Origin of the sequence: Methylorubrum aminovorans (assembly GCF_022179725.1) — a bacterium.
Taxonomy (GTDB): domain Bacteria; phylum Pseudomonadota; class Alphaproteobacteria; order Rhizobiales; family Beijerinckiaceae; genus Methylobacterium; species Methylobacterium aminovorans.
The window spans coordinates 1-26,085 of the sequence record NZ_BPRC01000013.1 but is presented as its reverse complement, the minus strand read 5'-3'; the positions used below and the strand labels follow the sequence as shown (position 1 = coordinate 26,085).

Here is a 26,085-nt window from a genome sequence, read left to right as displayed (position 1 = left end):
CACTCCGGCTTGTGGATCACGGGGGCCGGCACCATATCGTTGATAATCCCGGCACTTTTCCGCGCCTTCGACAGGAGGCGACGGCCCTCGGATGCCAGCTTGGGCGTTTCTGAGACCTCTCTATGAGAAATATAAGTGTAGGGTCCGCTTGAATTGCGCCCAACGGATTGTCTATATCAAGGGCGTCGAACACGAGGGATCCGGCAACCGAACGGCCACCACCTCAGTTCGAGGTGGGACGGTCACGAGACCGACCTTCGTATTCAAATCGTCATCTGGAGACACGCCATGAAGTGGTCTGCCCCCGTCGTCGCCGAAATCTGCGTCGGCATGGAAGTCACCTCCTACGAGTCCGCCGAGATCGATACCTTCAACTAAGAAGGCGGTCGCCGACCTCGGGTCGGTTCGGTTTTTATCCTTTCGTCCAACAGGAGAAACATCATGAAGTGGTCCGCTCCCGTCGTTGCCGAGATCTGCGTCGGCATGGAAGTCACCTCCTACGAGTCCGCCGAGATCGACACCTTCAACTAAGAAGGCTGTCGCCGGGCTCATCCGGTGAGATCGAGGGCGTCATCCGAACAGGGTGGCGCCCTTTTCGTTTGCGGCGTCACGCCGAAAAGCATGAGAGCCGGCAGGGGCGCCCCTGCCGGCTCTCATGCTCTTCAAACACCGCTTCCGAGCTCAGAGCTTGATTGAGCCGTCTGTTACCGGCCTCCACAACGCTCCTCATGCTGAGGCGTCCGCGAAGCGGGCCTCGAATCACGCCGCGCCGTTCATCCCGTTAGACCGATGCTACGGGATCGGCCCTTCCGGGGTGCTTCGAGGCCGAGCTTTCGCTCGGCGCCTCAGCATGAGGGGCGAGGTGCTTGCCAGTATCGAACCCAGTCCAGCGCTCTTCACAGCCGGTAGCGGATCTGGTCGGTCCAGAAGCGCTCCAGGCGGGAGAGCGCGAGGTTGAGGCGGCCGAAATCGTCCTCGGAGATGCCGCCGATCGGCTGGATCGTGCGGGCGTGCTTGTCGTAGAGGCCCTGGATCAGGTCGTGGACTTCGCGGCCCTTCGGGGTCAAGCTGATGCGCACCGAGCGCCGGTCGGTCTTGGAGCGGGCGTGGTGCAGGAAGCCGGCCTCGACCAGCTTCTTGACGTTGTAGGACACGTTCGAGCCGAGATAGTAGCCCTTGGAGCGCAGCTCGCTGGCGGTCAGCTCCTTGTCGCCGATGTTGTAGAGCAGCAGCGCCTGGACGCTGTTGACGTCCTCCCGGCCGCGCCGGTCGAACTCGTCCTTGATGACGTCGAGGAGGCGGCGATGCAGCCGCTCCACGAGGTGCAGCGCCTCGAGATAGGAGCCGGCGGCGCCCTGGGCTTCGGGGGCGGCGTCGGTGGTCTTGAGGGCGGTGTTGGCGGCCTTCGTGCTCATCGTAGTGCCTTCCTGTCGGTTCGTGCCGGCTCTTGCTGGCCGGCCTCGCTTATGAGGTGAACCTAGCCCCCACCGATGAAAGCCGATTTAAGCGACAGGATGAACTCGCGATTTACTTCTGTCGGTAAATGCAAAATGAAACGATGATGTTGACCTCTTGTTCAGCCTACATCGCGGGCCGCCAGCCAGGATAACACGAAGTAAACGGCGACAATGCTTGCTTGCACTGCGATCAGCGGCATCGACATCGGCAGGAGCTGCGGCGTCAGCAGCGCCAGCGTCAGCGCCGAGGTCGCGGCGAGCAGCCAGACCACCCCGCCCCAGGCGCTCGTCAGCCACAGGCCGACCGCCGCCACGAAGTCGATCACCGCGAAGTAGACGATCGCCGATTGCCGGCCCATCGGCAGGTCGGCGAACGGCGTCCGGTCGGGGATCAGGTCCAGGATCTCGCCCCAGGTGGCGAGCCCCTTGGCGAGCCAGACCAGGGCGGTGATGCGCATGAACCAGACCAGCACCACGTCCCAGCGGGTCTGCGCCCGCGGGGCGGTGCCCTCGATCCGGTCGCCGTTCCCGGTGCTCGGCCGCCCGCGTCCGTCGAGGGTGGTGCCGACCTTGGCGAGCGCCTTCACGACCGGATTCCCGCGGCCGGCGCGGCATCGCGCGGGCCCTGGCTGCCGTCGAAGCGCGGCTCGGCGGGATCGGGCGGGGCGAAGGCGGTCTCGATCGCCGCACCGTCGACCGCGTCCAGGGTGGCGGGCTGCCAGGCCGGCCGATTGTCCTTGTCGATGATCACCGCGCGCACGCCCTCGTAGAAATCATGTCCGCGCATCACCCGTTCGGCCAGCCGGTACTCGGCGAGCATGGCCTCGGCGAATCCGAGTTCGCCGCCCCGGCGCATCAGCGCCTGGGCGATGGTCAGGCTCGTGGGCGAGCGGGTGCGAATCGTCTTCGCGCTCGCCGCCGCGAAGGCGGAGCCCTCCCCCGCCGCCGCGTCGAGGCGGGCGAGCACCTCCGCGACAGTGTCGGCGGAAAAGCAGGCATCGATCAACGCCCGCTCGGCGACGAGGGGGCCGGTCTCCGGTGCGGGCGCATCGAGGCCCTCGAAGGCGCCGGCGATCGCCCCGCCGCCCGCGAGCCGGTCGATGAGGGTCTCGAAATCCGCCGCCCGCGCCGCGTGGGTCGCGAGCCCCACGGCCAGCGCGTCGCCCGCGCCGATCCGGGCGCCCGTCAGCGCGAGGTAGCGCCCGGTGCAGCCGGGCAGGCGCGGCAGGGCGTAGGTCGCGCCGACATCGGGAAAGAAGCCGATGCCGGTCTCGGGCATGGCGAAGCTGTAGCTCTCGGCGGCCACCCGCACGTCGCCGTGCAGCGAGATGCCGACGCCCCCGCCCATGACAATGCCCTCGATCAAGGCGATGTAGGGCTTTGGGAAGGTCTTCACGGTGGCGTCGAGCCAGTATTCCCCGCGCCAGAACGCCATCACGTCGGCGTGGCGCCCGGCCCGGCCCAGGGCGTGGATCTGGCGGATGTCGCCGCCGGCGCAGAAGGCGCGGCCGCCCGAGCCCCGCACCACCACCCGAGAGACCCGCGCATCCCCGGCCCAGGCCCGGAGCTGGCGGTGCATTGCCTCCACCATCGGCAGGGTCAGGGCATTGAGCGCCTTCGGCCGCTTCAGGGTGATCAGCCCGGCCTCTCCGCGGGTCTCGAAGGCGATTTCGGGCTCGGCCAAATCCGCGCGCACGTCCTCCCGCAAGATTCCTTGCCCGATCCCCTGCCCGCTCCCTTGACCACCCAACATTCCGCGCTCCACCGCCGTGCTCCACTCCGCCAGGCCGCTCCCGAGCGGACGCCGGATGCTCGGCCACGTCATGCCCGCGGTACCGGCCGCGCGGGCCCCTTAGACGAAGTCCGGGCCAGGGCGTCAACGCAGCGCGTGCATGGGTTCCGGCCGGTCAGAGCTGCGCCGCAGCGGGCATCCTTGGGGGAAATCCTGCCTGCACCGGAAAACCACCGCGACGCAGCCAGCATCCGCCGTGCGCGGCGATTATCGGGGGCGTCGCTGATCTCGGTCGCCGCGTCGGCGTGACAACGGGACCGACGGCATCGCGACCGTTGCAGGTCTCGTGCATTGCAGCTCCCGTGAGGCGCCCAATTCAGGGACAGGATAGGCTGAACACCGAAAGCGAAGCCGCGTGACGGCACCCGTACGAGAGGGGGGTTCGGATCTCGGATGCAGCGAGCTGAAATCCCATCCATCCCCGAAACCGGAACCGCATCGGCCCGATCGCATCGGGGTGATTCAACTCTAAGTGACTTGCACCGATCGCATGCTAGCGACGACCCGCTGTCCCTTCGTCGGAATGTGGTCTCGGTTGCAAAGGCGCGCGCATTTGTTGTTGAGCCCTGCCCGTATCTTCTGCACCTTCGAAGGGCGGGACGATGGTGCTTGGCCCATCGAGGCCGCGCGGACCGACGTCCCGGACGAGGCGGAAGGGTTGGACGTTGCCTCGCTACTACTTCGATATCCATGACGACGCCGTCGTCATCGACATCAACGGCCGGGATCTGCCCGATCGCGCCGCCGCGCGGGCCGAGGCGCTGGCGCGCGGGGCCGCCTTCGCCGCCGATCCGCAGAAGCTCGGCGGCTCCGGCGTCGTCGTCGTGACGGTGCGCGACGGACCCGACCGCGCGGTGATGCGCCTGCGCCTCGTCAGTCAGATCGAGGACGTGGCGGGCGGCTGACGCGGTTGCGGGGGAAGCCTCGGCCGTCCCGGCCTCAACGGGGGACGAGCGGGATGCTATCGCCGCCGGACGGCATCGAGCCGCCCGGAAAAGGGGAACCTGCCCTGCGGCAACGGCGCCTTTCGGGGCCGAATCGGGATGTGCTAGGCGGACACCCTATGGCTGCGCGTGCCGCGGCGCTTCTCCCACCGTTTCGTCCCGCGGAAAACCTCCGGTCGCCGGACGGTCTCGGGGATGCGAGCCCGGAATGCTCCGCCTCGGGCCATCGCCGATCGACTTGCCTTCGAGCATGGCTCTGACGTCTTTGTCGCGATGCGCAACTGCCCCCGAGCCGCCGCCCCCTTCGGCTCGAGAGCGTGCTGGAACACCGGAGTCCTGAGGGCCATGTCAGACGCCACCCCGCGCCCGCTCGCCATCGAAACCGCGCGCGAAGCCGCTCCGGGCTCGGGGTCGCTGAGCCTGACCCAGCGCCCGCGCCGCAACCGCAAGGCCGATTGGTCGCGCCGTCTCGTGCGTGAGCATACCCTCAGCGTCGACGACCTGATCTGGCCGCTCTTCGTCATCGAGGGCGAGCGGCGGCGCGAGCCGATCGCCTCCATGCCCGGCGTCGAGCGCCTGAGCGTGGACGAGGTCGTGCGCGAGGCCGAACGCGCCGCAAAGCTCGGCATCCCGCTGGTCTCGTTCTTCCCCTACACCGAGCCGGGCCTGCGCGACCCCACCGGCTCCGAGGCGCTGAACCGCGAAAATCTCGTCTGTCGGGCGGTGCGGGCGGTGAAGCGGGCGGTGCCTGAGATCGGCGTGATGACCGATGTCGCGCTCGACCCCTATACCAGCCACGGGCATGACGGCCTGATCGAGGACGGGGCGATCCTCAACGACGAGACCGTGGCGGTGCTGGTCGAGCAGAGCCTGATCCAGGCCGAGGCCGGCACGGACATCATCGCCCCCTCCGACATGATGGACGGGCGCGTCGGCGCGATCCGTACCGGCCTCGACCGGGCGGGGTTTCGCGATGTTCAGATCATGGCCTACGCCGCCAAATACGCCAGCGCCTTCTACGGCCCGTTCCGCGACGCCATCGGCACCAAGGCGGCGTTGGTCGGCGACAAGCGCACCTACCAGATGGATCCCGGCAACGCGGCGGAAGCCCTGCGCGAGGTGGCCCTCGACTTGGCCGAGGGCGCCGACTCGGTGATGGTCAAGCCGGGGCTGCCCTATCTCGACATCATCACCCGGGTGAAGACGGAGTTCGGCGTGCCGACCTTCGCCTATCAGGTGTCGGGCGAGTACGCGATGATCGAGGCCGCCGCCCGCAACGGCTGGCTCGACGGCGAGCGCGCCATGACCGAGAGCCTGCTCGCCTTCAAGCGGGCGGGGGCCGATGGGGTGCTGACCTACTACGCGCCCCGCGTGGCCGAGCGCCTGCGGGACGGCGCCTGACCGGCCTGCCTACGGGAACCGGACGAACATGCCTCGGCGGCGTCGGCGCGGCCGCGTCGCGGCGTTGCTGGGGGGCCTCGCCCTCTGGCTCGTGGCCGGATCCGGCTGCGACACGGCGCTCGATGCGCGCCGGGCGACCCTTTGCCGCCAGGCGGTGCCGGCGCTCGCCCCGCCCGGAGCCGAGATCGACCTGCTGCGGGTCGGGCCGGGCGCGAGAAGCGGCAGCGTGCGCGTCGATTACCGCCTCACGGGCGGGTCCGGATCGCTGCCGAAGGCCGAGGCGATGCGGCCCCGCCATCTCGTCTGCCAGTTCGGCGCGGGCGACGACCTCACCGCGCTGACCACCGAGCAGGGGCCGGTGAACGGCGCCTCGCTCTATTTGCTCAGGCGCTACTATCTGGCGACGCCCGAGGCGGAGGCCGCCGATCCCGGCACCCGGTGAAGGCATCACGCCCTGTCCCGCTCTTGGCAGCGTCGCGCGGCCTCCCCACTTGACCGGATGTGCAAGCAACGGTCGAGGACACACCGACCATGACGGATTTTCGGCCCGGTTATCAGCCCGGCTACACCAACCCGGCGGGAATGCCGGGCTCCGGCGGCTTTCCCGTGCCCTATGTGCGGGCGAGCCTCGGCGGGCGCACGGTCGCCTACCTGCTCGACCTCGCCTTCATCTTCGTGTTCACCGCCGTGCTCGCCACCGCGATCGCGATCCTCGGCGTACTGACCTTCGGCTTCGCCTGGGTCCTGTTCCCGATCCTCGGCATCAGCGGCATCCTCTACAGCGCGATCACGGCCGGCGGCCCGAAACAGAGCACGCTCGGCATGCGCATGCTCGGTCTGCGGGTGGTGGCGCCCGAGAGCGGCCGCCCAGTCGATGTCCTGACGGCGGCGATTCACGCGCTGCTGTTCTACGTGGCGATCTCGACCTTCCTGCTCTGGTGCCTCGACGTCCTGTTCGGCTTCGTCCGCTCCGACCGGCGCCTCGGCCACGACCTGTTGCTCGGCCTCGCCGTCGTGCGCGACTGATCCCTCCTTCGGGTGAGCCCATGGCGGCGGAAGGCCGCCGCCATGGATGATCGATCCCCCATCAATCCGGTTGAGCGCGGCCGCGATCCCGCTACATTGACGGAGGCCTTCGGCGTCCGATGCCGCCGGCCCCGAGGGCGAGCCTTCCCAGCGTGACGAGCCATCCGCGCGACACACCGCAATTCTATCTCACGGCGCCCTCCCCCTGCCCCTACCTGCCGGGCCAGGAGGAGCGGAAGGTGTTCACCCACCTCGTCGGGCGCCGCGCCCGCGACCTCAACGAGATCCTGACCCAGGGCGGCTTCCGCCGCTCGCAGACCATCGCCTACCGCCCGGCCTGCGAATCCTGTCGCGCCTGCGTCTCGGTGCGGGTCGTGGTCGAGGATTTCGCCATCACCGGCAGCCAGCGGCGCATCCTCCAGCGCAATGCCGGGCTGATCGGCACGCCGGAGCCTAACCGTCCGGCCTCTGAGCAATACGCCCTGTTCCGCCGCTACCTCGATGCCCGCCACGGCGACGGCGGCATGGTCGACATGACCGTGCTCGACTACGCGATGATGATCGAGGACAGCCACGTCGACACGCATCTCGTGGTCTACCGCGAGCGCGGTCCCGATAGCGCGATCCACGGCCGCGGCGTCGGCGCCCCCGTCGCCGTCTGCCTCACCGACGTGCTCGCCGACGGCCTGTCGATGGTCTACTCGTTCTACGACCCCGAGCAGGCCAGCCGCTCGCTCGGCACCTACATGATCCTCGACCACATCCAGCGCGCCCGCGCGCTCGGCCTGCCGTATCTCTATCTCGGCTACTGGGTCGATGGCTCCCGCAAGATGGACTACAAGGCCAAGTTCCTGCCGCAGGAGCGCCTGATGCCGCAGGGCTGGGTGCGGGTGGGATAGCACTGCGCGCTCTTCGCACGCGCAGGCCCGGCATTGCACTTCCTGATTGTGACGATCCGCTCTACAGCCTGCGCCCAGGAATGGGGGGCGGGAGATGCGGACGATCATCGCGGTTGTACTGGCTTTCGCGGCCTTGCCGCTCGTTCCCGTTCCGGCCGATGCGGTCGGCACGATGGCCGAATGGAACGATGTCGCCTCCCGCCTCGTCAGGTGCAACATCCAGTATCCGCGCGATCCGCGCGCGCGCGACGTGCCCGCAGGCGGCGTCGTGGTCGTCGTGAAGTTTGATGTCAGTGCCGACGGTTATGTCGGGCCGATCTCAGCCGTTCGGAGCTCGGGGATAGCTGTCTTCGACGAGGCGGCGCTCGTGGCGGTCAAGTTGTCGAGCCCCCTGCCGCCGCCTCCGGTACCGGACAATCGCACGGTGTCCGTGCAGGTGCCCATCCGCTTCATGCCTCCGCCGGTTCCATTCCTCGCATCGCCGATCCCTCGATCGCCGTGCCGGCTCCGCTTTCGCCGCTAGAGCGCCGTCCTGGATATCGGATCCAGGACCGCGCTCTAGCTCATTGTTCTTGCATCGTCTTTTCCGAAAGCCGGCGGCCACCTTTCGGGACGATGGCCTAGTGCCGGCTCACTCCTGCGTCCACCGCACCACCCGCGCCGGGTTGCCCACCACGACCGCGTTCGGCGGCACGTCGCGGGTCACCACGGCGCCGGCACCGATCACCGCTCCGTCGCCGACGGTGATGCCCGGAAGGAGAATGGCCCCGCCGCCGATCCAGACGTCGTCGCCGATGGTGACCGGCCGGGCCGATTCCCAGAAGGCGGCGCGGCTGGCGCGGTCGAGGGGATGCTCGGCGGTGTAGATCTGCACCGCTGGGGCGATCTGCGCCCGGTGTCCGATGGTAATCGGAGCGCAGTCGAGGAAGACGCAGTTGAAGTTGCAGAAGAAGTCGTCGCCCACGGTGATGTTGCCGCCGTAGTCGCAGGCGAAGCCGGGGCAAATGGTCGGGTTGCGGCCGGCCGCGCCCAGAAGCTCGCGGATCACCGCCTCGCGGCCGGCCGCGTCCTCGGGCTCCATGGCGTTGAGCCGCAGCAGACGTTTCTTGGCGGCGTTGCGGAGCTGGACCAGCTCCGGATCGTCGCCGCGATAGAGTTGTCCGGCGAGCATCCGCTCGCGCGCGGTCTCGGCCATGTCCGCCTCTCCGAAAATCTCGAAAGAATCAGCCGCGGCTGGCGCGGAAGGTGTCGCAGGATTTGGTCTGGCCGCTCTTGTAGCCGGTCATGAACCAGCGCATCCGCTGTTCGGACGAGCCGTGGGTGAAGGAATCCGGCACGGCGTAGCCTTGCGACTTCTCCTGCAGCTTGTCATCGCCGATGGCGCTCGCCGCGTTGAGCGCCTCCTGGATGTCGCTCTGGTCGAGGGAGTTCCAGCGGTCGTTGGAGTTCTTGGCCCAGACGCCGGCGAGACAATCGGCCATCAGCTCGACGCGCACGGAGAGCTGGTTCGCCTCCGTCTTGCTGCTCGCGTTCTGCTGGCGGCTCTGCACCTTGCCGAGGATGCCGAGCACGTCCTGCACGTGGTGACCGACCTCGTGGGCAATGACGTAGGCGTAGGCGAAGTCGCCCTTCACGCCGAACTTCGTCTGCATCTCCTTGAAGAAGCCGAGGTCGATATAGACCTTCTTGTCGAGCGGACAGTAGAACGGGCCCATCGCAGCCTGTGCCATGCCGCAGCCCGAGCGGGTGCCGCCCTGGTAGAGCACCATCGTGGTCGGCTTGTATTGCCGACCGGTCTGGTTCGGCAGGATCTCGTTCCAGACATCCTCCGTGTTGCCGAGGATCTTGGTGGCGAACTGGCCGGCGCGGTCGGTCGGTGCCTCGCGGCGCTTCGCCTGCGTCTCGGGATCGACCCGCTGCTCGCGCTGCTGGCCGCCGCCGGCCATCTGCTGGGCGCCGCCGAGCAGGATCGCCGGGTTGATGCCGGTGACCCAGGAGATCAGCAGCACGACGACGATCGTGCCGATGCCGAGGCCGCCCATGCCGCCGCCGGGAAACCCGCCGCCGCCACCGCCCTCGCCGCGCCGGTCCTCGACGTTCTCAGAGGCGCGAAAATCGTCCCAGCGCATAGAGTCTCCCGCCCGCCCGCGTCTTGTCCGGCCTCATCGAGAGACCGGGCCTGTCTTCTAGAATGGCGAGGCGGAGCCTACGGTTCCGCTTGGCGCCCGCCCCGGGCCTAGCGGCCCGCGGCGCTCCCGTCGAGGGCCGCTTTCAGCATGCGGAAGTCGCGCCAGGCGAGCCGCTTCTGCACCGGCTGGCGCAGCAGATAGGCCGGATGCAGGGTCGCCAGCGCCCGGATCTCGCGGCCGTCGCCGAGGCGATAGGGATAGAAGCGCCCGCGCGCTTTCAGGATGCCGTCCTTGGTGCCGGTCAGGGTCTGCGTTGCGGGCGCCCCGAGGCAGACGAGGATGTCGGGGTTGGCAAGTTCGATCTGGCGCTCGACGAAGGGCCGGCAGATCGAGATTTCCTGCGGCGTCGGGTTGCGGTTGCCCGGCGGGCGCCAGGGTACGACGTTGGAGATGTACGCGCTCGACCGGTCGAGGCCGATCGCCGCCATCATCCGGTCGAGGAGTTGGCCCGAGCGGCCCATGAACGGCTTGCCGATCCGGTCCTCGTCGGCGCCGGGCGCCTCGCCCACGAACATCACTCGCGCCTGCGGGTTTCCGTCGGCGAAGACGAGGTTTTTCGCGGTGAAGCGCAGTCCGCAGCCCTCGAAGCCGCGCAGCAACGCTTCCAGCTCCGCGAGTGTCGTCATCTGCGCGGCGCGCGCGCGCGCGTCGTCCGCCGCCTCGCCGGGTTTGGCGCCGGCCGCGTTGCCGTAGGTGCGGGGCGGCTCGCGCGGCGGCGGATCGCGGCTCGGCAGCTCGCGCCGGAACTCCAGGGGCGCGTCCTCGCCGGGGGCGGGATCGCGCTGCGGCAGGGGTTCGCGGGGCAAGGGCTCGCGGGGCAAGGGCTCGCGGGGCAAGGGCTCGCGGGGCAAGGGCTCGCGGGGCGGGGCCGGCTCGGCGCGGGGCGCGGGGGCTAGAGCCGCCGCCTCGGCTTCGGCGAAACGGTCGTGGGGACGTTCGTCGAGGGCCGCGTCGACGCCCGCCTCGACGTGGAAGTCGAGGTAGGACATCAAGTCGGCTCGGGCGTCGGTATCCGCGTGGCTGGCAGTCATCGGTTCCATGTGGCGTGGGGGCGCCCTGTGGACAACGCCCGAGCGTGCCCTGCGGATCGTCGCACGGGCGCCTCCTGCGCCGCCCTGCCGCTACCCGAACGGCCTTGCCTTCCTACCTTGGAATCGCTTGAGAGACATCTTGACAATTGCAGGGGCCGGGGCGGCCTGGGACGGCGCCCGAACCAACGGCCGCAGGAGGGACGAGGATGGCGCTGCCCGAACGCGAAGGCATGGATTTCGATGTGGTGATCGTCGGCGCGGGCCCCGCCGGTCTCGCCGCCGCGATCCGCCTCAAGCAGCTCTCCGCTGAGAAGGGCGAGGAGATCTCGGTGGTGGTGGTGGAGAAGGGTGGCGAGGTCGGCGCACACATCCTCTCCGGCGCCGTGGTCGATCCGATCGGCCTCGACACCCTGCTCCCCGAATGGCGCGACGATCCGGAGCGCCCGCTGAAGACGGCGGTGGAGCGCGACGAGTTCCTGTTCCTCACCAAGAACAGCGGCGTCAGCATGCCGAACCTGTTCTTCCCCAAGCTTTTGTCGAACCACGGCAATTTCGTCGGCTCGCTCTCGAATACCGTCAAATGGCTCGGTGCCAAGGCCGAAGCGCTCGGGGTCGAGATCTATCCCGGCTTCCCGGCCTCCGAAGTGCTCTATGACGAGCGCGGCACGGTGACGGGCATCGCCACGGGCGATCTCGGTATCTCCCGCACCGGCGAGCCGCGCGACGACTTCACCCGCGGCATGGAGCTCAAGGCGAAGTACACGGTGTTCGGTGAGGGTGCCCGCGGCTCGCTCACCAAGACGCTGATCGACAAATTCGGACTCAACCGCAACAGCGACCACCAGAAATACGGGCTGGGAGTGAAGGAGCTCTGGCAACTTGCGCCGAACAAGTTCGAGCCGGGGCTGGTGCAGCACACGATGGGCTGGCCGCTGCCGAACAAGGCCGGTGGCGGCTCCTGGCTCTACCATTTCGACGATGGGCTGCTCTCGGTCGGCTTCGTCACGCACCTGAACTACGAGAACCCGACCCTGTCGCCGTTCGAGGAGTTCCAGCGCTTCAAGACCCACCCGATGATCGCTGAGACCTTCGAGGGCGCCAAGCGCATCGGCTACGGCGCGCGCGCGATCATGGAGGGCGGCTGGCAATCGGTGCCCAAGCTCGTTTTCCCCGGTGGCTGCCTCGTCGGCGACTCGGCCGGCTTCGTGAACGTGCCGCGCATCAAGGGCTCGCACAACGCGATCCTGTCCGGCATCCAGGCGGCGGATGCGATCTTCGACGCGCTCGTCCAGGGCCGCCAGGGCGACGAACTGACCGCCTACGATGAGGGCTGGCGCGACAGCCCGATCGGGCGCGATCTGAAGCCGGTGCGCAACGTCAAGCCGCTCTGGTCCAAATACGGCACGCTGGTCGGCGTCGGGCTCGGCGGCCTCGACATGTGGATGAACGCGATCGCCGACGCCTCGCTGTTCGGGACGCTGGGCCACGGCAAGCCGGATTACGCCTGCCTGAAACCGCTCTCGGAGGTGACGCCGATCGTCTATCCGAAGCCCGACGGCAAGCTGACCTTCGACCGGCTCTCCTCGGTCTATCTGTCGAACACCAACCACGAGGAGGACCAGCCGCCCCACCTCCAGGTGAAGGATATGGGGCTGCAGAAGGCCTCCGAGCACGACGTCTACGGCGGTCCGTCGAGCCGTTACTGCCCCGCCGGCGTCTACGAGTGGGTGGAGGATAAGGCCGCCAGCGACGGCGTGCGCTTCCAGATCAACGCGCAGAACTGCGTCCACTGCAAGACGTGCGACATCAAGGACCCGAACCAGAACATCAACTGGGTCACGCCGGAGGGACCGGGCGGGCCGAACTACACCAACCTGTAAGTCTTCACGCCGTCCTCGCGAGGCGGAGCCGAAGCGATCCAGTGCGCCCCGTATCCGGACAGGGCGCGCCTCTGGATCGTTTCGCATTCGCTCGCGATGACGATGGGGCTCACCCTCGTCCGTACAGTTCCCGCCACGTCGGCAGGTCGAGGCAGGGCAGCCGGGTCGCGGCGTGGACGCCGAGGGCCACCGCCCGCGCCAGGGTCTCGGCCGCCACCGCGCCGAGGCGGGCGAGATCGGCCACCTCGTCCGCGAGCGGCACCGCGCCGGTGGCGACCGCGAACACCACGTCGCCGTCGAGCGGCGTGTGCGCCGGATGGATCGCGCGGGCGAGACCGTCCTGCGCGGCGATGGCGAGCCGCTTGGCCTGCGCCTTGGTGAGTCTCGCGTCGGTGGCGACGACCGCCAGCGTGGTGTTGGCGCCGGGCAGCGGCTCGCGCGGCCAGGACAGGGCATCGTCCGGCATCGGCTGCGGCAGGCCGAGTCCGCCGAACTCAGCCCCGCGCTCGAACGGGGCGGCCCAGAAATGCGGCCCCTGCCCCATCGTCACCCGGCCGAAGGCGTTGACCGCCACCAGCGCGCCAACCTGGGCCGCGAGGCCCGACACGGCACTCGAGGCCGAGCCGAGGCCGCCCTTGAGGTTGGCGGTGCGCGCCCCGAATCCGGCCCCGACCGAACCGAGGGAAATCGCGCCGCCCCGCGCGGCCTCCGCCGCCGCGTAGCCGAGGTCGCGGTAGGGCGGGAAGCGGCCCCAGGCCTTGTCGCCGCCGTTGAGCAGGTCGAACAGGATCGCGCCCGGCACGATCGGCACCCGCACGTCGCCGATGGCGAAGCCGCGCCCCGCTTCCCTCAGATGGGCGACCACGCCGGCGGCCGCGTCGAGCCCGAAGGCCGAGCCGCCCGACAGGACGAGGGCATCGACCGCCTGCACGGTGGAGGCGGGATCGAGCAGGTCGGTCTCGCGGGTGCCGGGGCCGCCGCCGCGCACATCCACCGCGCAGGTGAAGGGCGTGTCGAACACGAGCGCGGTGACGCCGCTGGCGAGTCGTTCGTCCTCCGCATGGCCGACGCGGATGCCGGAGATGTCGGTGATACGGTTGAGCCGGGTCATCGCCTCTCTCCTGCCAGGGGTGCCGTCCGCGCGGCCGGGAGCGCCGTGCGGCGCCGGCGCTCGTGGCGGATCGCATCGTAGGCGTAGAGCACCAGCGCCAGCCAGATCAGCCCGAACAGCACGACGCGATCCGGCGTCAGGGTTTCGCCGTAGACCAGCGTGCTGAGCCCCAACAGGCATGAGGGCGCGATGTACTGCATCAGCCCGAGGGTCGCGAGGGTCAGGCGCGTTGCCGCGGCGGCGAACCAGATCAGCGGCAGCGCCGTGGTCACGCCGGTGAGCGCCAGCAGGCCCCAGGTGCGGGCGTCGTCGGGCACGGGGGGCGCGGCGAAGACGAGGTAGGCCAGAGCCGCGGGCAGGAGCAGGAAGGTTTCGGCGCAGAAGCCGACGGTGCCGTCGACGGCGACCAGTTTGCGCACCAGCCCGTAGAGCGCGAAGGTGACGGCCAGCCCGAGCGACAGCAGCGGCAGGCGCCCCGCCATCGCCACCGCGACCACCACGCCGAGCACGACGATGGCGACCGCGACGGTCTGGACCGGGCGCAGGCGCTCGCCGAGGACGAGGGCGCCGAGCGCCACCGAGACCAGCGGGTTGATGAAGTAGCCCAGGCTCGCATCGAGCATGTGCCCGCTCGATACCGCCACGAGGTAGAGCATCCAGTTGATCGCGATCAGCCCCGCCGAGACGACGAGCAGGCCGTGGCGCGGGCGTAACGGAAACGGGTTGGCGAGCCGCTTGCGCAGGAGCGCGATCAGGCCGGTGACGAGCAATGCCGACCACGCGATGCGCTGCGCCAGGATCGTGCCGGGCGGGATGGCGTCGAGGAGGCGGAAATGCACCGGGACGACGAGGCCCCAGCTCAGATAGGCGGCGAGCGCGTAGATCAGGCCCAAGGTTGCACGGTCAGCGGCGTGGCGGGGCGCCGCTTGTAGCCCGGAGCGGCGGCGCGGTCAGCGCTTGCGGGCGGGGGCCGGGGCGATCTCGCCGCGCATGAGCGCGTTGAGGCGCTCGGTGTCGAAGCCGGTGAGCATGCGCTCCTTCTTCGACTCGGCCGCGGGGCCCTGCGTCACCGTGCCGGTCGTGACGGGATCGGGCAGGATCGGTGCGGCCCGCGTCATCGTCGGCGCCGGCACCGCGGCGACCGCCTGATGCGCGATGCGGTCCGCACTCACGAGGACGACCGACAGCGTGCCGAAGGCGATGACCGTGCCGAAGGTGATGACGCGCAGAATGCTCACGATAGGCAACTCGGATACGCGGGTTACGCGGGACCGTGAACGCGGCCCCGGAAACAGGATGCGCCCGGTGTCGTTAATGAACCGAAGGGCGGACGCAGTGCGGACCGGCCCTATTCAGGACACCGACACAGCAACGGGCAGAGGGCTTGACCATGAACGAGCAGGCGACGGCGAGCGATAGTCCCTTCATCCAGGGCCGCAACGCCCGGCTCTACGGCAAGAGCATCGATGAATGCCCCTATGCGGAGGGCTCCCAGGACCGCGCGGCCTGGATCCAGGCCTACGAGGAGGCGGCCGCCGACGACCCGGCGGCGTAAGGGATGCCTTGACGCCTCCCGCCCCGGAGGGCTGAAAGGGCCGCAACGCCTGCTCACGTCCTCCGAGGCCGATGTCCAAGACCCCTCCCCGCGATCGCGGCCGCTTCGGCGCCGATACCCGCCTCGTGCTGGCCGGGCGTGACCCCGGCGCCCAGCACGGCTTCGTCAACACGCCGATCTACCGCGGCTCGACGGTCCTCTACCCGACCTACGACGACATCAAGCACCGGCGCGGGCGCTACAATTACGGCACGTCGGGCACGCCGACGATGGACGCGCTGTGCGAGGCCTGGAGCGAGATCGCGGGCGCGGCCGGCACGGTGCTGGCGCCCTCGGGCCTCTCGGCTCTGACCCTGGCGCTGATGAGTTGCGTCAGCGCGGGCGATCACCTCCTCGTCACGGATTCCGCCTACCGCCCGACCCGCATTTTTTGCGACGGCGTGCTGAAGCGCTACGGCGTCGAGGTCGAGTACTATGATCCCGTGATCGGGGCCGGGATCGCCGGGCTGATGCGCGACACCACGCGGGCGGTGCTCGTGGAGGCGCCGGGCTCGCAGACCTTCGAGATGCAGGACGTGCCGGCCATCGCCGCGGCCATGCACGCCCGCGGCGGTACGGTGGTGATGGACAACACCTGGGCGACGCCGCTGCTGTTCCCGCCGCACGAGCGCGGCGTCGATCTGGCCGTAGAGGCCGGCACCAAGTATCTCAGCGGCGGCTCCGACCTGCTGCTCGGCCTCGTCTCGGCCAACGCGGAGCATTATCCCGCCCTCAAGCGGACCTACGAGCACTTCGCCAACTGCCCCGGTCCCGAGGACATCTTTTTGGGGCTCCGTGGCCTGCGCACCATGGGCCTGCGCCTGCGCGAGCACGGCGCCCGGGGGCTCGCCATGGCCCAATGGTTCCAGACGCGCCCGGAGGTGCTGCGGGTGCTGCATCCGGGCCTGCCCGACGATCCCGGCCACGCGATCTGGAAACGGGACTTCTCAGGCGCCTCGGGCTTGTTCGGCGTGATCCTCAAGCCGGTCTCGGAAGAGGCCCTGGCCGCCTTCCTCGACGGGCTCGAACTGTTCGGGATGGGTTTTTCCTGGGGCGGCTTCGAGAGCCTCGTCATCCCCTTCGACCCGACCGTCTACCGCACCGCCACACGCTGGCAGCCGGGCGGCCCGGCGCTGCGCTTCCATATCGGGCTGGAGGATCCGGAGGATCTGAAGGCGGATCTGGAGGCCGGGTTCGCGCGGATGGGGGCGGCCTAAGGCGCCACCCACGTTCCCGTCCAAGTCTCGGTTCCGCGGCGAAAAACTGCCCGCCGGTGCCCGCGCCGGTCGAGGTAGAGCAGATCCATCCGTTCGGCGCTTAGCACCACCGCGCAAAAGTTCTCGCGGCCGATGCGGGCTTCCGGGTCCTCGTCGGGCATGGTGTAGGCGTCGCCCGCCGTGAGCGCGGTGCCGGGGGCGGGTTCGACCCCGTAGCAGATCCGGCTCATCGTCAGAGCGGCGCCCCAGGCGGCGTCGGCCACCGCGTCGTCCTGGTGCAGGTGCGCCCGCCCCTCGATACGGAGCTGGAGCTTGGCCCTCCCATCGTAGACGTGGAGGGCGGCGAGGCCGTTCGCGGCGATCTCCCGCGCCTTGTCCGAGCGCCGGTCGCAGTGGAAGCGCAAGGCTCCCGCCCCGGCGTCCGCCGCACGCAGCACCACCGTGCGCAGCCGCGGCCGGCCCGCCGCATCGACGGTCGCGAGAGACGGCGTATGGAACGGGCTGTGCCGGTTCGTCACGCCCTCGGCGAGGCGGCGCCAGCCCTCGGCGCGGAAGCCGTCGAGGTCGTCGTAGAAGGAAGGCAGCGCGTCCACGAAAAGGGCTCTCCCAGGCGACAGGCCGCGTTGCAGGACGCCGGCCGGAAATCCATTCGCGAGGCAGGCTTTCCGGCATGCGGCGCCGATCCCGCGCCGCGGTGACCGGATGCTGGCGCGGCCGGTGCGCTCGTGCAAGGCGCCCTCATCCTCAAACCCCTCCGAGCGGCCGGCGTGATCGACCGTGTCGATCAAACGCCTTGGCATGGCCATGAGTTGGCGCCATGGCAGGTGCCGGGAACGCGTTCGACGCGCCGTCTGACCCCCGGCGATGGCACAGCCGGCCAGCTACCGCGTTGAACGCTATCGAACACACGGTCCCGCTTCGCTCGTGTCTGCCCCTTTGCCCGTCCCCTTGCCTATCCCCTCGCCCGCTTCCCTCCCGTCTCCGCGCTGGCCCGCTTGTCCGAACCTTCCCTGCTCGCTCGCCCTTCGGCCCTATCCGCGTCCCGGCGAGCCGCTGCTGTTCCGGACGCCGGCGGCGTGAGCGCCATGCCCTACTTCCTCGCCGGCGGCGGCGAGACCGGTGCGCTGATGCGCGGGCTCGATTGGGCGAAGACGCCGCTGGGGCCGCCGGAGGCCTGGCCGACCGCGCTCACGACCCTGGTCGGCGTCATGCTCGGTTCGCAGCAGCCGATGCTGATCGTCTGGGGCGAGGCCCATGTCACGCTCTACAACGACGGCTACGCGCCGATGTGCGGCGCCCGCCACCCGCAGGCGCTGGGCCGCCCCTTCGATGAGGTCTGGCACGACATCTGGGACCAAGTGGAGCCGATCCTGTCGCGGGCCTATGCGGGCGAGGCCACGCATATGGAGGACATCACCTTCACGATGCACCGCAACGGCTATCCGGAGGAGACGCATTTCGCCTTCGGCTACACGCCGGTGCGGGTCGAGGACGGCAGCGTGGCGGGCATGTTCTGCGCCTGCTCGGAGACCACCGCCGCGGTGCGGGCCGGTCGGCAGATGCAGGCCGAGCGCGAGCGCTTCGCCCGGCTGTTCGAGCAATCGCCGAGCTTCGTCGCGGTGCTCGACGGGCCGGACCACGTCTTTACCTTCGCCAATGCCGCCTATCGCGGGCTCGTCGCTCACCGCGACGTCCTCGGCAAGCCGGTGCGCGTCGCCCTGCCGGAGGTCGAGGGCCAGGGCTTCTTCGAGTTGCTGGACGAGGTGTTCGCCAGCGGCCGCAGCCACACGGCGCATGGGGCGCCGGTAACGCTCCTGCGCCAGCCCGGCGGCGTGCCCGAGCGGCGCTTCCTCGATTTCGTCTACCAGCCGATGCGGGACGCGGGCGGGACGATCACCGGCGTGTTCGTCGACGGTTCGGACGTGACCGAGCGGATCACCGGCAACGCGGTGCTCGCGGAGAGCGAGGCGCGCTTCCGCACCATGGCCGACGACGCGCCGGTGATGATGTGGGTCACCGACCCGGACGGCGCCTGCCAGTACCTCAACCGGCGCTGGTACGAGTTCACCGGCCAGAGCGAGGCGGCGGCGCTCGGCCTCGGCTGGCTCGAGGCCGTGCACCCGGACGACCGCGGCTGGTCGGGTGAGACCTTCCTGAGGGCGAATGCCCGGCGCGAGGGGTTCAGCCTCGAATACAGGTTGCGCCGCCTCGACGGCGCCTATCGCTGGGCGATCGACACGGCGAGTCCGCGCTTTGCCGCCGACGGGAGCTTCCTCGGCTATATCGGCTCCGTGGTCGATATCGAGGAGCGGAGGGCCGCGGAGCTGGCGCTCGCCGAGAGCGAGGAGCGCCTGCGGCTCGCCGTCGAGAGCGGCGAGATCGGTCTGTGGGACTTCGATCCCCAAGCCGGCACCCTGTTCTGGCCGCCGCGGATCAAGGCGATGTTCGGGCTGGCCCCTGAAGCGGATGTGACCTTCGACGACTTCGCCAACGGCCTCCACCCGGACGATCGGGCACGGGTGACCGCCGCCTTCGCCGCCGCGCTCGATCCTTCGACCCGCGCTCTCTACGATGAGGAATTCCGCGCGATCGGACGCACCGACGGCGCCGTCCGCTGGATCGCGTCCAAGGGGCGCGGCGTGTTCGACGCGGAGGGGCGCTGCCTGCGCGGCGTCGGCAGCGCCATCGACATCACCGCGCGCAAGATCACCGAGGAGCGTCTCGTCGAGACCACGCGCCGCCTCGACGCGGTGCTCGACAACGCGACGCAGGCCATCTTCATGATGGATGAGCGCCAGCACTGCGCCTACATGAACCGCGCCGCCGAGCGGCTGACCGGCTACAGCCTGGACGAGACGCTGGGACAAGCGCTCCACGACGTCGTCCACCATACCCGGCCGGACGGGAGCCCCTACCCGCTCCACGAATGTCCGATCGATCAGGCCTTCCCCGAGAACAACCAGGAGCAGGGCCAGGAGGTCTTCGTCCACCGCGACGGTTCGTTCTACCCCGTCGCTTTCACCGCGAGCCCGATCCGCGACGAGCACGGCACACCGATCGGCACCGTGATCGAGGCGCGCAACATCGAGGCGGAGCTGCGGGCCAAGGCGCAGCTGGAGGCCTTCAACGCCAGCCTGGAGCAGCAGGTGGCGGCGCGCACCGCCGAACTGATGCGCACCGAGGAGGCCCTGCGCCAGAGCCAAAAGATGGAGGCGGTGGGCCAGCTCACCGGCGGCCTCGCCCACGACTTCAACAACCTGCTCACCGGCATCACCGGCTCGCTCGAACTGCTTCAGACCCGCCTCGCGCAGGGGCGGATCACCGAGATCGACCGCTACGTCAACGCCGCGCAGGGCGCCGCCAAGCGCGCCGCGGCCCTGACGCACCGCCTGCTCGCCTTCTCACGCCGCCAGACCCTCGACCCCAAGCCCACCGACGTGAACCGGCTGGTGATGGGGATGGAGGAGTTGCTGCGCCGGACCATCGGCCCGTCGGTCACCCTCGAAGTGGTGGCCGCGGGCGGGCTGTGGTCGGTTCTGGTCGATCCGAGCCAGCTTGAGAACGCGCTCCTGAACCTCTGCATCAACGCCCGCGACGCCATGCCGGACGGCGGTCGCATCACCATCGAGACCGCCAACAAGTGGCTCGACGATCGCGGCGCCCGCGAGCGCGATCTCGATCCCGGCCAGTACCTCTCGCTGTGCGTGACCGATACCGGCACCGGCATGAGCCCGGATGTGATCGCCAAGGCGTTCGATCCGTTCTTCACCACCAAGCCGATCGGCCAGGGCACGGGGCTCGGTCTGTCGATGATCTACGGCTTCGTGCGCCAGTCGGGCGGGCAGGTGCGGATCTACTCGGAGGTCGGCCAAGGCACGACGATGTGCCTCTACCTGCCGCGCCATTACGGGGCGGCGGAGGAACCGGACGCGGCCCCGGATCTGGCCGCCGCGCCCCGCGCCGAGCAGGGCGAGACGGTGCTGATCGTCGACGACGAGCCGACGGTGCGGATGCTCGTGACGGAGGTGCTGGAGGATCTCGGCTACACCGCGATCGAGGCGGCCGACGGCCCCTCTGGCCTCAAGGTGCTGCAATCGGACGTGCGCATCGATCTCCTCGTGACCGATGTCGGCCTGCCCGGCGGCATGAACGGGCGGCAGGTGGCGGATGCGGGCCGCGTGCTGCGGCCGGACCTGAAGGTGCTGTTCATCACCGGCTACGCCGAGAACGCGGCGGTGGGCAACGGCCACTTGGAGCCCGGCATGCAGGTCATCACCAAGCCCTTCGTGATGGAAGTGCTCGCCGCGCGCATCAAGGAGATGATCAACTCGCGGTGAGGGGGCAGCCGCGGTCTTCGTGTGTAGATTCTTGGCCGCGCATCCCCTCTCCTCGCACGCGGGGAGACGGGGGAGCCCAGTCGGCACCGGCACTCAGAACCTTGCCGGATCGAGCTCGAAGGTCGGCGGCAGCGCCTCGAACCACTCGCTGTAATAGGGATCCTTCGGGATCTTCTCCGCCCAGCGCGCGCGGAAGCGGGCCTGCTCATCGGCCGCGACGGTGCGCGCCCGGTTGCGGCTCTCGTAATGATAGAGTTCGACCTCCGCGCAGTAGACGCTGCGCAGGCCCCGCTCGCGCAGGCGCAGGCAGAGATCGACGTCGTTGTAATTGACGGCGAACGCCTCGTCGAAGCCTCCGATACCCTCGAAATCGGCCCGCCGCACCATCACGCAGGCCCCCGTCACCGCGAGGTAGTTGCGGTTGCCCGCGGTCGAGAAGAAATGGCCGGGGTCTTCCCGCGGATAGGAGCGGCGGGGATGGTCGGGCGTCGCATCGATCACCGTCACGCCGACATGCTGCAACTCACCGGTCTCGAATAGGAGTTTCGGGCCGATTGCGCCGACGCCGGGAATCTGCAGCAGCGCCAGCATCGCCTCGATCCAGTCGGGGCTGATCACTTCGATGTCGTCGTTGAGGAAAACCAACACCTCGCCGGTTGCCGCCCGCGCCCCGAGATTCATCTTGGCGGCGACGTTGAAGTCCGGCCGGTCCCAGGTGACGGAGCGGGCGCCGTAGCGCTCCAGCGCGGCCTTCGTCGTCGGCCGCAGATCGCCGTTATCGACCGCGACGATCTCGAGCGCCTCGTAGCTGCTGCGCTCGCGGATGCTGGCAAGACAGGCGGCCAGCAGATCGACCGTGCGGCCGCGGACCGCGCTGTCGCGCCCGGCGGTGGGAATTACGATCGAGACGAGCGGGCGCTCCCGCAGCGGCCGGCGCAGGTGGAAACTGCCGGCAAACGCCGTGGGGCGCACGGAATCGAGCCCGCCGGTGCGCCGCGCCCGGTCTTCGAGCGCCCGCAGAGCGGCGGCGACCACGTAGCCCTTGTTGTCCATGGCCTGGGCGGTCGAACCGGGGATCGCCCGCCAGTGATAGAGCACTTGCGGCACGTGGCGCACGCGGGTCGCGTGCTCGGTGTAGCGCAGGACGAAGTCGTAATCCTGCGCGCCCTCGCATTCCGGCCGGAAGGCGCCGATGCGGGCCACGATATCCCGCCGGTAGAGCGCCAGATGGGCCGTGTACATGCAGGCCTCCAGCGTTTCGGGCGACCAATCCGGCTTGAAGAACGGCTCGTAGCGCTCGCCTTGAATCGTGATCTTGTCCTCGTCCGAGTAGAGGAAATCGGTCTGCGGATCGGCGTTCAGGGCCTCGACGAGGGCGAAGAGCGCGTGCGGCGGGATCACGTCGTCGTGGTCGATCAGGGTGATCCAGTCACCGGTGGCGAGCGCCAGCGCGTCGTTGCTCGCCCCGACGATGCGACCGTTCGTGGTCCGCCGGTGCAGGCGCACCCGCGGCTCCTCCGCCGCCAGCGCGTCGAGCATCGGCGCAATATGCGGGGCGGTCGAGGCGTCGTCGCAGAGGCACAGCTCCCAATCGGGATAGGCCTGGGCCCGGATGCTGGCGAGCGCCGCCTCCAGATAGGGTTTAGGCGTGTTGTAGACCGGCATGACGATGGAGATGCGCGGTCGCAGGCGAAAACCCGCGATCGCCGTCCGCATCGCCTCCGGGCTGGGCAGGGCCGGGCGTTCGACCTGCGCGATCCAGGCGGCGTAGGAGGCCGCCGCCGGGCGCGGCCGGGCGCTGTCCCAGAACGCCCGCCACAGGGCGGCGGGCGGCCGGCTCAGGGCGAGACGGGCGAGGCGGCCGAGCAGGGCCCTGCCCCCCCTCTCCTCCTCCGGCAGCCGCGCCACGAGCCGCCGGGCGACGGCGAGCGCGGCCGCGGGACCCGGCAGAGGCTCCAGCGTGGCGCGCGCGAGACGGAACCGACCGCTCGCGGCGAGCGGATCGAGGCGCAGGCCCCGCACCCGGCGCGGCAGGTGTACGAGGTCGTCGATGCCGCCGTCCCGCATTTCCAGGCGGACCGCCTCCTCCTCGCGAAAGCCCGAGCCGTCATCGACGTAGAGGAGCGGCACCGGCTTCGTCGTGCCCAGCCCTTCGAGGTCGGCGCGGATGCGCACCCATCCCCCCGTGAGCCGGAGCGGAAACAGCCGCCCGCCGCGGGGATGGGTCAGCCGGAATTGCGGATCGGAACCGGTGGAGCGCCAGACGCCCTCCCCCTCCGGCTCGATCTGTCCCTTCGGCTCGATGCGGCACGCGATCATGAGGCAACGCGTTAGAGCGCATTCCGACGAAGTGGCAACCGGGTCGTCGCAAGAATGCGCGTCGCAACAAGGATCGAGAGCATCATCCCGAACGGCGGCCGCCGGCGTTCGGAAAAAGATGATGCGAAACCAGAGGCCTAGAGCATCGTTCTAGATCCGATGTCCAGGACGATGCTCTAGCGCGGCGCGCAGTGGACCGCGAGCCAGATCGTCGGATTGGCCGTGCGCTCGACACGGTGCCGGCGATGCGCCGGGATCAGCAGGTGATCGCCCGCCGCGAGAAGCCGCGGCGCGGGCTCGTCGGCGAAGCGGAGTTCGGCGCTGCCCTGAAGCACCGCCACCCATTCATCCCCGTCCTGATCGTACCAGAAGCCCGGCGGGCTCGCTTGACCTGCCGAGAGGATGCGCTCGACCCGCAGGCCGGGCCGCGCGAGCAGCGTCTCGAAGATCTCCTCATCCGCCTGCGCCGGCAGGCCGGCGAATAGGTTGGGGCAAGCGGTTATGCGCAGGGTTCTCCTCCGGGTGCAGGGAGCGGCCCGGACCGGGGAGCGGATCCGGTATGACACCGGTCCGTCCTCTCGGCGTTGAGTTCGGGAAGGCGGCGCGCCCGGCGCCGCCGCAGCTTGCGATGGATCGATGCCCGAGACCAAACCCGCCCCGCTCCCGCCGGCCGATGAGGATGCCGGCCTGCCGACACCGCCGAGCCCCGGCCGCCTGCCGCCGCCGACCTTGCCTCCCGCCGACGATTCGTCCGACGACCGGACGGACGGGGCCGGCACGGAGTGAGACGGTGCCGGACGAGGCCCGCGCCCGGATGGTCGAGGCGCAGTTGATCGCCCGCGGCATCCGCGATGCCGCCGTCCTCGACGCGATGGGAAATGTGCCGCGCGAGGCTTTCGTGCCGCCCGATGGCGCGGCGGAGGCTTACAGCGACGGGCCGCTGCCGATCGGTGCGGGGCAGACGATCTCCCAGCCCTACATGGCCGCCCTGATGATCGAGGCGCTGGCGCTGCGCCCCGGCGAGCGGGTGCTCGAGGTCGGGGCCGGTTGCGGCTACACGGCCGCCGTGCTGGCGCGGATGGGCGCGCAGGTCTACGCCATCGAGCGCCAGGCGGCCCTGGCCGAGGCGACGCGCGCCCGCCTCGCCGCCCTCGGCTTCGCCGGCGTGCACCTGCGCGTCGGCGATGGCGGGGCGGGCTGGCCCGAGGCCGCGCCCTTCGACGCGATCCTCGTCTCCGCGGCGGGCCCCGCGATCCCGGAGGCGCTCAAATCCCAGCTCAAGCAGGCGGGCCGCCTCGTCATCCCGGTCGGCCCGCCCGGCGGCCAGACGCTGCTGCGGCTGACCCGGCGTGGGCCGGACCGGTTCGAGAGCACCGATTTCGGCCCGGTCTCCTTCGTGCCGCTGCTGCGGGGCGTGGCGGCAGAGAGCCGGTGAGGCGGGCCCGCCCGTCATGCCGGCATCCGGTCAGGGCAACGACCTCCCGCCTCGGGCCGGGACGGCAACGGAGCGCTCTCGTATCGAGATCCGCGAAAAAACGTCGGCAGCCCGGAACCCGGCCCGAGCCAGCGCGTTACGCGCGTGCGAGGCCCTGACGGGCTCGCGGGTTGGGCGCCGGATAGGGTGTCCGGTGGCCCTCGTCATCACGTTGCTCCAAGGAGGATGTGGTCATGAGAACCTTCGACTTCGCTCCCCTCTACCGCTCCACCGTCGGCTTCGACCGGCTGTTCTCCGGGCTCGACCAGGCCGAGACCTCGGCCGCGTGGCCGCCCTACGACATCGAGAAGCTGTCCGAGGACGCCTACCGCATCACCATGGCGGTGGCCGGCTTCGCGCAGGACGAGATCGAGCTGACCCAGCACGACACCACGCTCCTCGTCGTGGGCCAGAAGAAGGGACAGGAGCGCGAGCGGGAATACCTGCACCGGGGCATCGCCGGGCGCACGTTCCGCCAGAGCTTCAACCTCGCCCAGCACGTCAGGGTCACGGGTGCCAGTCTGGAAAACGGCCTGCTGACGGTCGAGCTGAAACGTGAGGTGCCGGAGGCGCTCAAGCCCCGCCGGATCACCATCGGCGGCACGCAGACCGCCGTCGGGCAGGACAACACGCCAAATGAGAAGGCGGCGCAGGTCGTGGATCGCTCCAAGGCCGCCTGACCCGACGCGCGAACGACAGCACGAGCCGGCCTCCCCGGGAGCCCGCGCTTCCCGGGGATCGCTTCCTTTTCGCACGCCACCCCGTGCCTTCAGGGAGATGACCCGTGACGATGATCGAGACGTTTCCACCCCATTCCGGCCCCATGAACCCGGCTGGTACGCCGGCCGCCTCGTTCGAGGCGTGGCAGGCGCTCGTCGCCCCCGGCGACGTGTTCCGCCATCCGCGCGAGGTGCTGGCCCACCCGCTCCTGTCCCGTGCGGACAAGCGGGCGATCCTGGCCTCCTGGGCCTCCGATGCCTGCGCCCTGGAGAACGCGCCCGCGCTGCGGTGCCTGACCGGTTGCCGGGCCGAGCCGGTGCCGGTCGATGCCGTCCTCGCCGCGCTCGGCACGCTCGACCGGGGGGCGCCCCCGGCGACAGCGGCTCCTCCGGGAGGCCGCGCTCTGCCCCGTCGGGCGCGGCGCTGGTCGAGCCTGCGCCGGTTCCCGCGCTCTGGGCGCCGGAACGATGACGACGATCCGCCGCCCTGCCCGGCAGCAGCGATGCCACGCCCACGGACGCCGCCGAGCGCCGCGGCCTTGGCCATCGGTCTCCCGGCCTGATCGCGAGGAGCGCCCTCCGCCCTAGGCCGCGTGGACTCTTGGGGTTCACGGACGGGGTAAGCGGTGCTTCAAGGCTGTCTTTTGGAGGACAGCCTTGAGCGTTCAGGATCGCTTGGTTCTCAGCGACGCGCA

28 protein-coding genes are annotated in these 26,085 nt (G+C 69.9%); 16 read left to right on the top strand and 12 right to left on the bottom strand.

What is annotated here, in order from left to right; all coding sequences use genetic code 11:
- The first annotated feature begins 288 nt into the window (after window positions 1-288).
- The gene (gene pqqA, locus MFF24_RS17530) at window positions 289-378 is read left to right on the top strand and encodes a pyrroloquinoline quinone precursor peptide PqqA (RefSeq protein ID WP_015857429.1); all 90 of its coding nucleotides are present in this window, start codon (window positions 289-291) and stop codon (window positions 376-378) included.
- Between the two features lie 63 nt (window positions 379-441).
- Window positions 442-531, top strand: coding sequence for a pyrroloquinoline quinone precursor peptide PqqA (pqqA, locus tag MFF24_RS17525; protein WP_015857429.1), 90 nt, complete (start codon window positions 442-444; stop codon window positions 529-531).
- A gap of 365 nt (window positions 532-896) precedes the next feature.
- On the opposite strand, the gene ldtR is transcribed toward pqqA (MFF24_RS17525), so the two are convergent.
- The 3 genes from ldtR to MFF24_RS17510 form a co-directional block, all read right to left on the bottom strand.
- Complete coding sequence (gene ldtR, locus MFF24_RS17520) at window positions 897-1,415, bottom strand: transcriptional regulator LdtR (RefSeq protein ID WP_108941938.1); 519 nt, start codon at window positions 1,413-1,415, stop codon at window positions 897-899.
- 161 nt (window positions 1,416-1,576) lie between these two features.
- Window positions 1,577-2,044: a DUF6163 family protein gene (locus MFF24_RS17515; protein ID WP_238225992.1), complete on the bottom strand. Its 468-nt coding sequence runs from the start codon at window positions 2,042-2,044 to the stop codon at window positions 1,577-1,579.
- Entirely contained in the window at window positions 2,041-3,210 is a 1,170-nt protein-coding gene (locus tag MFF24_RS17510) for an enoyl-CoA hydratase/isomerase family protein (RefSeq protein ID WP_238225990.1), read from the bottom strand. The genes MFF24_RS17515 and MFF24_RS17510 overlap by 4 nt, the downstream gene beginning before the upstream one ends.
- Window positions 3,211-3,914: 704 nt before the next feature.
- Here MFF24_RS17510 and MFF24_RS17505 point away from each other — a divergent pair.
- The 6 genes from MFF24_RS17505 to MFF24_RS17480 all read left to right on the top strand — a co-directional run bounded on the left by MFF24_RS17505 (window position 3,915) and on the right by MFF24_RS17480 (window position 8,042).
- Entirely contained in the window at window positions 3,915-4,154 is a 240-nt protein-coding gene (locus tag MFF24_RS17505) for a DUF6894 family protein (protein ID WP_108941941.1), read from the top strand.
- Between the two features lie 384 nt (window positions 4,155-4,538).
- On the top strand, window positions 4,539-5,594 hold the full coding sequence (gene hemB, locus MFF24_RS17500; protein WP_238225988.1) for a porphobilinogen synthase: 1,056 nt from the start codon (window positions 4,539-4,541) through the stop codon (window positions 5,592-5,594).
- A gap of 28 nt (window positions 5,595-5,622) precedes the next feature.
- Window positions 5,623-6,036 (top strand): hypothetical protein, encoded by a 414-nt coding sequence (locus MFF24_RS17495; RefSeq protein WP_238225985.1) that lies wholly within the window; start codon window positions 5,623-5,625, stop codon window positions 6,034-6,036.
- Window positions 6,037-6,125: 89 nt separating this feature from the next.
- On the top strand, window positions 6,126-6,620 hold the full coding sequence (locus MFF24_RS17490; RefSeq protein WP_238225984.1) for an RDD family protein: 495 nt from the start codon (window positions 6,126-6,128) through the stop codon (window positions 6,618-6,620).
- A gap of 152 nt (window positions 6,621-6,772) precedes the next feature.
- Window positions 6,773-7,519, top strand: coding sequence for an arginyltransferase (locus tag MFF24_RS17485; protein WP_108943076.1), 747 nt, complete (start codon window positions 6,773-6,775; stop codon window positions 7,517-7,519).
- A 94-nt stretch (window positions 7,520-7,613) separates the two neighbouring features.
- Window positions 7,614-8,042, top strand: coding sequence for a TonB family protein (locus tag MFF24_RS17480; protein WP_238225983.1), 429 nt, complete (start codon window positions 7,614-7,616; stop codon window positions 8,040-8,042).
- A gap of 108 nt (window positions 8,043-8,150) precedes the next feature.
- Here MFF24_RS17480 and MFF24_RS17475 read toward each other — a convergent pair whose 3' ends face one another.
- The 3 genes from MFF24_RS17475 to MFF24_RS17465 all read right to left on the bottom strand — a co-directional run bounded on the left by MFF24_RS17475 (window position 8,151) and on the right by MFF24_RS17465 (window position 10,748).
- Window positions 8,151-8,714 (bottom strand): sugar O-acetyltransferase, encoded by a 564-nt coding sequence (locus MFF24_RS17475; RefSeq protein ID WP_238225982.1) that lies wholly within the window; start codon window positions 8,712-8,714, stop codon window positions 8,151-8,153.
- Between the two features lie 28 nt (window positions 8,715-8,742).
- The gene (gene ypfJ / locus MFF24_RS17470; RefSeq protein WP_108941947.1) at window positions 8,743-9,648 is read right to left on the bottom strand and encodes a KPN_02809 family neutral zinc metallopeptidase; all 906 of its coding nucleotides are present in this window, start codon (window positions 9,646-9,648) and stop codon (window positions 8,743-8,745) included.
- Window positions 9,649-9,755: 107 nt separating this feature from the next.
- Window positions 9,756-10,748: a uracil-DNA glycosylase gene (locus MFF24_RS17465; RefSeq protein ID WP_238225981.1), complete on the bottom strand. Its 993-nt coding sequence runs from the start codon at window positions 10,746-10,748 to the stop codon at window positions 9,756-9,758.
- A gap of 197 nt (window positions 10,749-10,945) precedes the next feature.
- Here MFF24_RS17465 and MFF24_RS17460 point away from each other — a divergent pair, with 197 nt between their 5' ends.
- Window positions 10,946-12,619, top strand: a complete 1,674-nt coding sequence (locus MFF24_RS17460) for an electron transfer flavoprotein-ubiquinone oxidoreductase (RefSeq protein ID WP_238225980.1) — start codon at window positions 10,946-10,948, stop codon at window positions 12,617-12,619.
- Window positions 12,620-12,728: 109 nt separating this feature from the next.
- On the opposite strand, the gene MFF24_RS17455 is transcribed toward MFF24_RS17460, so the two are convergent.
- Genes MFF24_RS17455 through MFF24_RS17445 form a run of 3 tightly spaced genes read right to left on the bottom strand, consistent with a single transcriptional unit; the run spans window position 12,729 to window position 14,968 of the window.
- On the bottom strand, window positions 12,729-13,730 hold the full coding sequence (locus MFF24_RS17455; protein WP_238225979.1) for a P1 family peptidase: 1,002 nt from the start codon (window positions 13,728-13,730) through the stop codon (window positions 12,729-12,731).
- The gene (gene rarD, locus MFF24_RS17450; RefSeq protein ID WP_238225978.1) at window positions 13,727-14,623 is read right to left on the bottom strand and encodes an EamA family transporter RarD; all 897 of its coding nucleotides are present in this window, start codon (window positions 14,621-14,623) and stop codon (window positions 13,727-13,729) included. Before rarD ends, MFF24_RS17455 begins: the two co-directional genes overlap by 4 nt.
- A gap of 57 nt (window positions 14,624-14,680) precedes the next feature.
- On the bottom strand, window positions 14,681-14,968 hold the full coding sequence (locus tag MFF24_RS17445; RefSeq protein ID WP_238225977.1) for a hypothetical protein: 288 nt from the start codon (window positions 14,966-14,968) through the stop codon (window positions 14,681-14,683).
- A gap of 152 nt (window positions 14,969-15,120) precedes the next feature.
- On the opposite strand from MFF24_RS17445, the gene MFF24_RS17440 reads away from it, so the two are divergent.
- Together MFF24_RS17440 and metC are read left to right on the top strand one after the other, a co-directional pair.
- Window positions 15,121-15,285 (top strand): ribosome modulation factor, encoded by a 165-nt coding sequence (locus tag MFF24_RS17440; protein ID WP_238225976.1) that lies wholly within the window; start codon window positions 15,121-15,123, stop codon window positions 15,283-15,285.
- A gap of 71 nt (window positions 15,286-15,356) precedes the next feature.
- On the top strand, window positions 15,357-16,541 hold the full coding sequence (gene metC, locus MFF24_RS17435; RefSeq protein ID WP_238225975.1) for a cystathionine beta-lyase: 1,185 nt from the start codon (window positions 15,357-15,359) through the stop codon (window positions 16,539-16,541).
- Here the strand turns inward: metC and MFF24_RS17430 are convergent.
- Window positions 16,538-17,134 (bottom strand): pyridoxamine 5'-phosphate oxidase family protein, encoded by a 597-nt coding sequence (locus MFF24_RS17430; protein WP_238225974.1) that lies wholly within the window; start codon window positions 17,132-17,134, stop codon window positions 16,538-16,540. The genes metC and MFF24_RS17430 overlap by 4 nt on opposite strands.
- A gap of 492 nt (window positions 17,135-17,626) precedes the next feature.
- Here MFF24_RS17430 and MFF24_RS17425 point away from each other — a divergent pair, with 492 nt between their 5' ends.
- Window positions 17,627-20,878 (top strand): PAS domain S-box protein, encoded by a 3,252-nt coding sequence (locus tag MFF24_RS17425; RefSeq protein ID WP_373322714.1) that lies wholly within the window; start codon window positions 17,627-17,629, stop codon window positions 20,876-20,878.
- 93 nt (window positions 20,879-20,971) lie between these two features.
- Here MFF24_RS17425 and MFF24_RS17420 read toward each other — a convergent pair whose 3' ends face one another.
- Together MFF24_RS17420 and MFF24_RS17415 are read right to left on the bottom strand one after the other, a co-directional pair.
- Entirely contained in the window at window positions 20,972-23,197 is a 2,226-nt protein-coding gene (locus MFF24_RS17420; RefSeq protein WP_238225972.1) for a glycosyltransferase family 2 protein, read from the bottom strand.
- A gap of 176 nt (window positions 23,198-23,373) precedes the next feature.
- Window positions 23,374-23,700 (bottom strand): cupin domain-containing protein, encoded by a 327-nt coding sequence (locus MFF24_RS17415; RefSeq protein WP_108941955.1) that lies wholly within the window; start codon window positions 23,698-23,700, stop codon window positions 23,374-23,376.
- A 133-nt stretch (window positions 23,701-23,833) separates the two neighbouring features.
- Here MFF24_RS17415 and MFF24_RS17410 point away from each other — a divergent pair, with 133 nt between their 5' ends.
- The 4 genes from MFF24_RS17410 (at window position 23,834) to MFF24_RS17395 (ending at window position 25,953) form a co-directional block, all read left to right on the top strand.
- On the top strand, window positions 23,834-23,983 hold the full coding sequence (locus tag MFF24_RS17410) for a hypothetical protein (protein WP_238225971.1): 150 nt from the start codon (window positions 23,834-23,836) through the stop codon (window positions 23,981-23,983).
- 4 nt (window positions 23,984-23,987) lie between these two features.
- Window positions 23,988-24,632 (top strand): protein-L-isoaspartate(D-aspartate) O-methyltransferase, encoded by a 645-nt coding sequence (locus MFF24_RS17405; protein ID WP_283214518.1) that lies wholly within the window; start codon window positions 23,988-23,990, stop codon window positions 24,630-24,632.
- Window positions 24,633-24,865: 233 nt separating this feature from the next.
- Window positions 24,866-25,351 (top strand): Hsp20 family protein, encoded by a 486-nt coding sequence (locus MFF24_RS17400; RefSeq protein ID WP_238225970.1) that lies wholly within the window; start codon window positions 24,866-24,868, stop codon window positions 25,349-25,351.
- A 110-nt stretch (window positions 25,352-25,461) separates the two neighbouring features.
- Window positions 25,462-25,953: a hypothetical protein gene (locus MFF24_RS17395; protein ID WP_238225969.1), complete on the top strand. Its 492-nt coding sequence runs from the start codon at window positions 25,462-25,464 to the stop codon at window positions 25,951-25,953.
- The last annotated feature ends 132 nt before the right edge of the window (window positions 25,954-26,085 follow it).

Excerpts from the sequence above, each read along its gene's own strand:
- ypfJ (WP_108941947.1), bottom strand. The coding sequence starts at position 9,648 with ATGCGCTGGGACGATTTTCGCGCCTCTGAGAACGTCGAGGACCGGCGC.
- MFF24_RS17425 (WP_373322714.1), top strand. The coding sequence starts at position 17,627 with ATGCCCTACTTCCTCGCCGGCGGCGGCGAGACCGGTGCGCTGATGCGC.
- metC (WP_238225975.1), top strand. The coding sequence starts at position 15,357 with ATGTCCAAGACCCCTCCCCGCGATCGCGGCCGCTTCGGCGCCGATACC.
- hemB (WP_238225988.1), top strand. The coding sequence starts at position 4,539 with ATGTCAGACGCCACCCCGCGCCCGCTCGCCATCGAAACCGCGCGCGAA.
- MFF24_RS17410 (WP_238225971.1), top strand. The coding sequence starts at position 23,834 with ATGCCCGAGACCAAACCCGCCCCGCTCCCGCCGGCCGATGAGGATGCC.
- MFF24_RS17475 (WP_238225982.1), bottom strand. The coding sequence starts at position 8,714 with ATGGCCGAGACCGCGCGCGAGCGGATGCTCGCCGGACAACTCTATCGC.
- pqqA (WP_015857429.1), top strand. The coding sequence starts at position 289 with ATGAAGTGGTCTGCCCCCGTCGTCGCCGAAATCTGCGTCGGCATGGAA.
- MFF24_RS17400 (WP_238225970.1), top strand. The coding sequence starts at position 24,866 with ATGAGAACCTTCGACTTCGCTCCCCTCTACCGCTCCACCGTCGGCTTC.
- MFF24_RS17495 (WP_238225985.1), top strand. The coding sequence starts at position 5,623 with ATGCCTCGGCGGCGTCGGCGCGGCCGCGTCGCGGCGTTGCTGGGGGGC.
- MFF24_RS17490 (WP_238225984.1), top strand. The coding sequence starts at position 6,126 with ATGACGGATTTTCGGCCCGGTTATCAGCCCGGCTACACCAACCCGGCG.
- MFF24_RS17510 (WP_238225990.1), bottom strand. The coding sequence starts at position 3,210 with ATGTTGGGTGGTCAAGGGAGCGGGCAGGGGATCGGGCAAGGAATCTTG.
- MFF24_RS17455 (WP_238225979.1), bottom strand. The coding sequence starts at position 13,730 with ATGACCCGGCTCAACCGTATCACCGACATCTCCGGCATCCGCGTCGGC.
- pqqA (WP_015857429.1), top strand. The coding sequence starts at position 442 with ATGAAGTGGTCCGCTCCCGTCGTTGCCGAGATCTGCGTCGGCATGGAA.
- MFF24_RS17460 (WP_238225980.1), top strand. The coding sequence starts at position 10,946 with ATGGCGCTGCCCGAACGCGAAGGCATGGATTTCGATGTGGTGATCGTC.
- MFF24_RS17465 (WP_238225981.1), bottom strand. The coding sequence starts at position 10,748 with ATGGAACCGATGACTGCCAGCCACGCGGATACCGACGCCCGAGCCGAC.
- MFF24_RS17440 (WP_238225976.1), top strand. The coding sequence starts at position 15,121 with ATGAACGAGCAGGCGACGGCGAGCGATAGTCCCTTCATCCAGGGCCGC.
- MFF24_RS17395 (WP_238225969.1), top strand. The coding sequence starts at position 25,462 with ATGATCGAGACGTTTCCACCCCATTCCGGCCCCATGAACCCGGCTGGT.
- MFF24_RS17420 (WP_238225972.1), bottom strand. The coding sequence starts at position 23,197 with ATGATCGCGTGCCGCATCGAGCCGAAGGGACAGATCGAGCCGGAGGGG.
- ldtR (WP_108941938.1), bottom strand. The coding sequence starts at position 1,415 with ATGAGCACGAAGGCCGCCAACACCGCCCTCAAGACCACCGACGCCGCC.
- MFF24_RS17480 (WP_238225983.1), top strand. The coding sequence starts at position 7,614 with ATGCGGACGATCATCGCGGTTGTACTGGCTTTCGCGGCCTTGCCGCTC.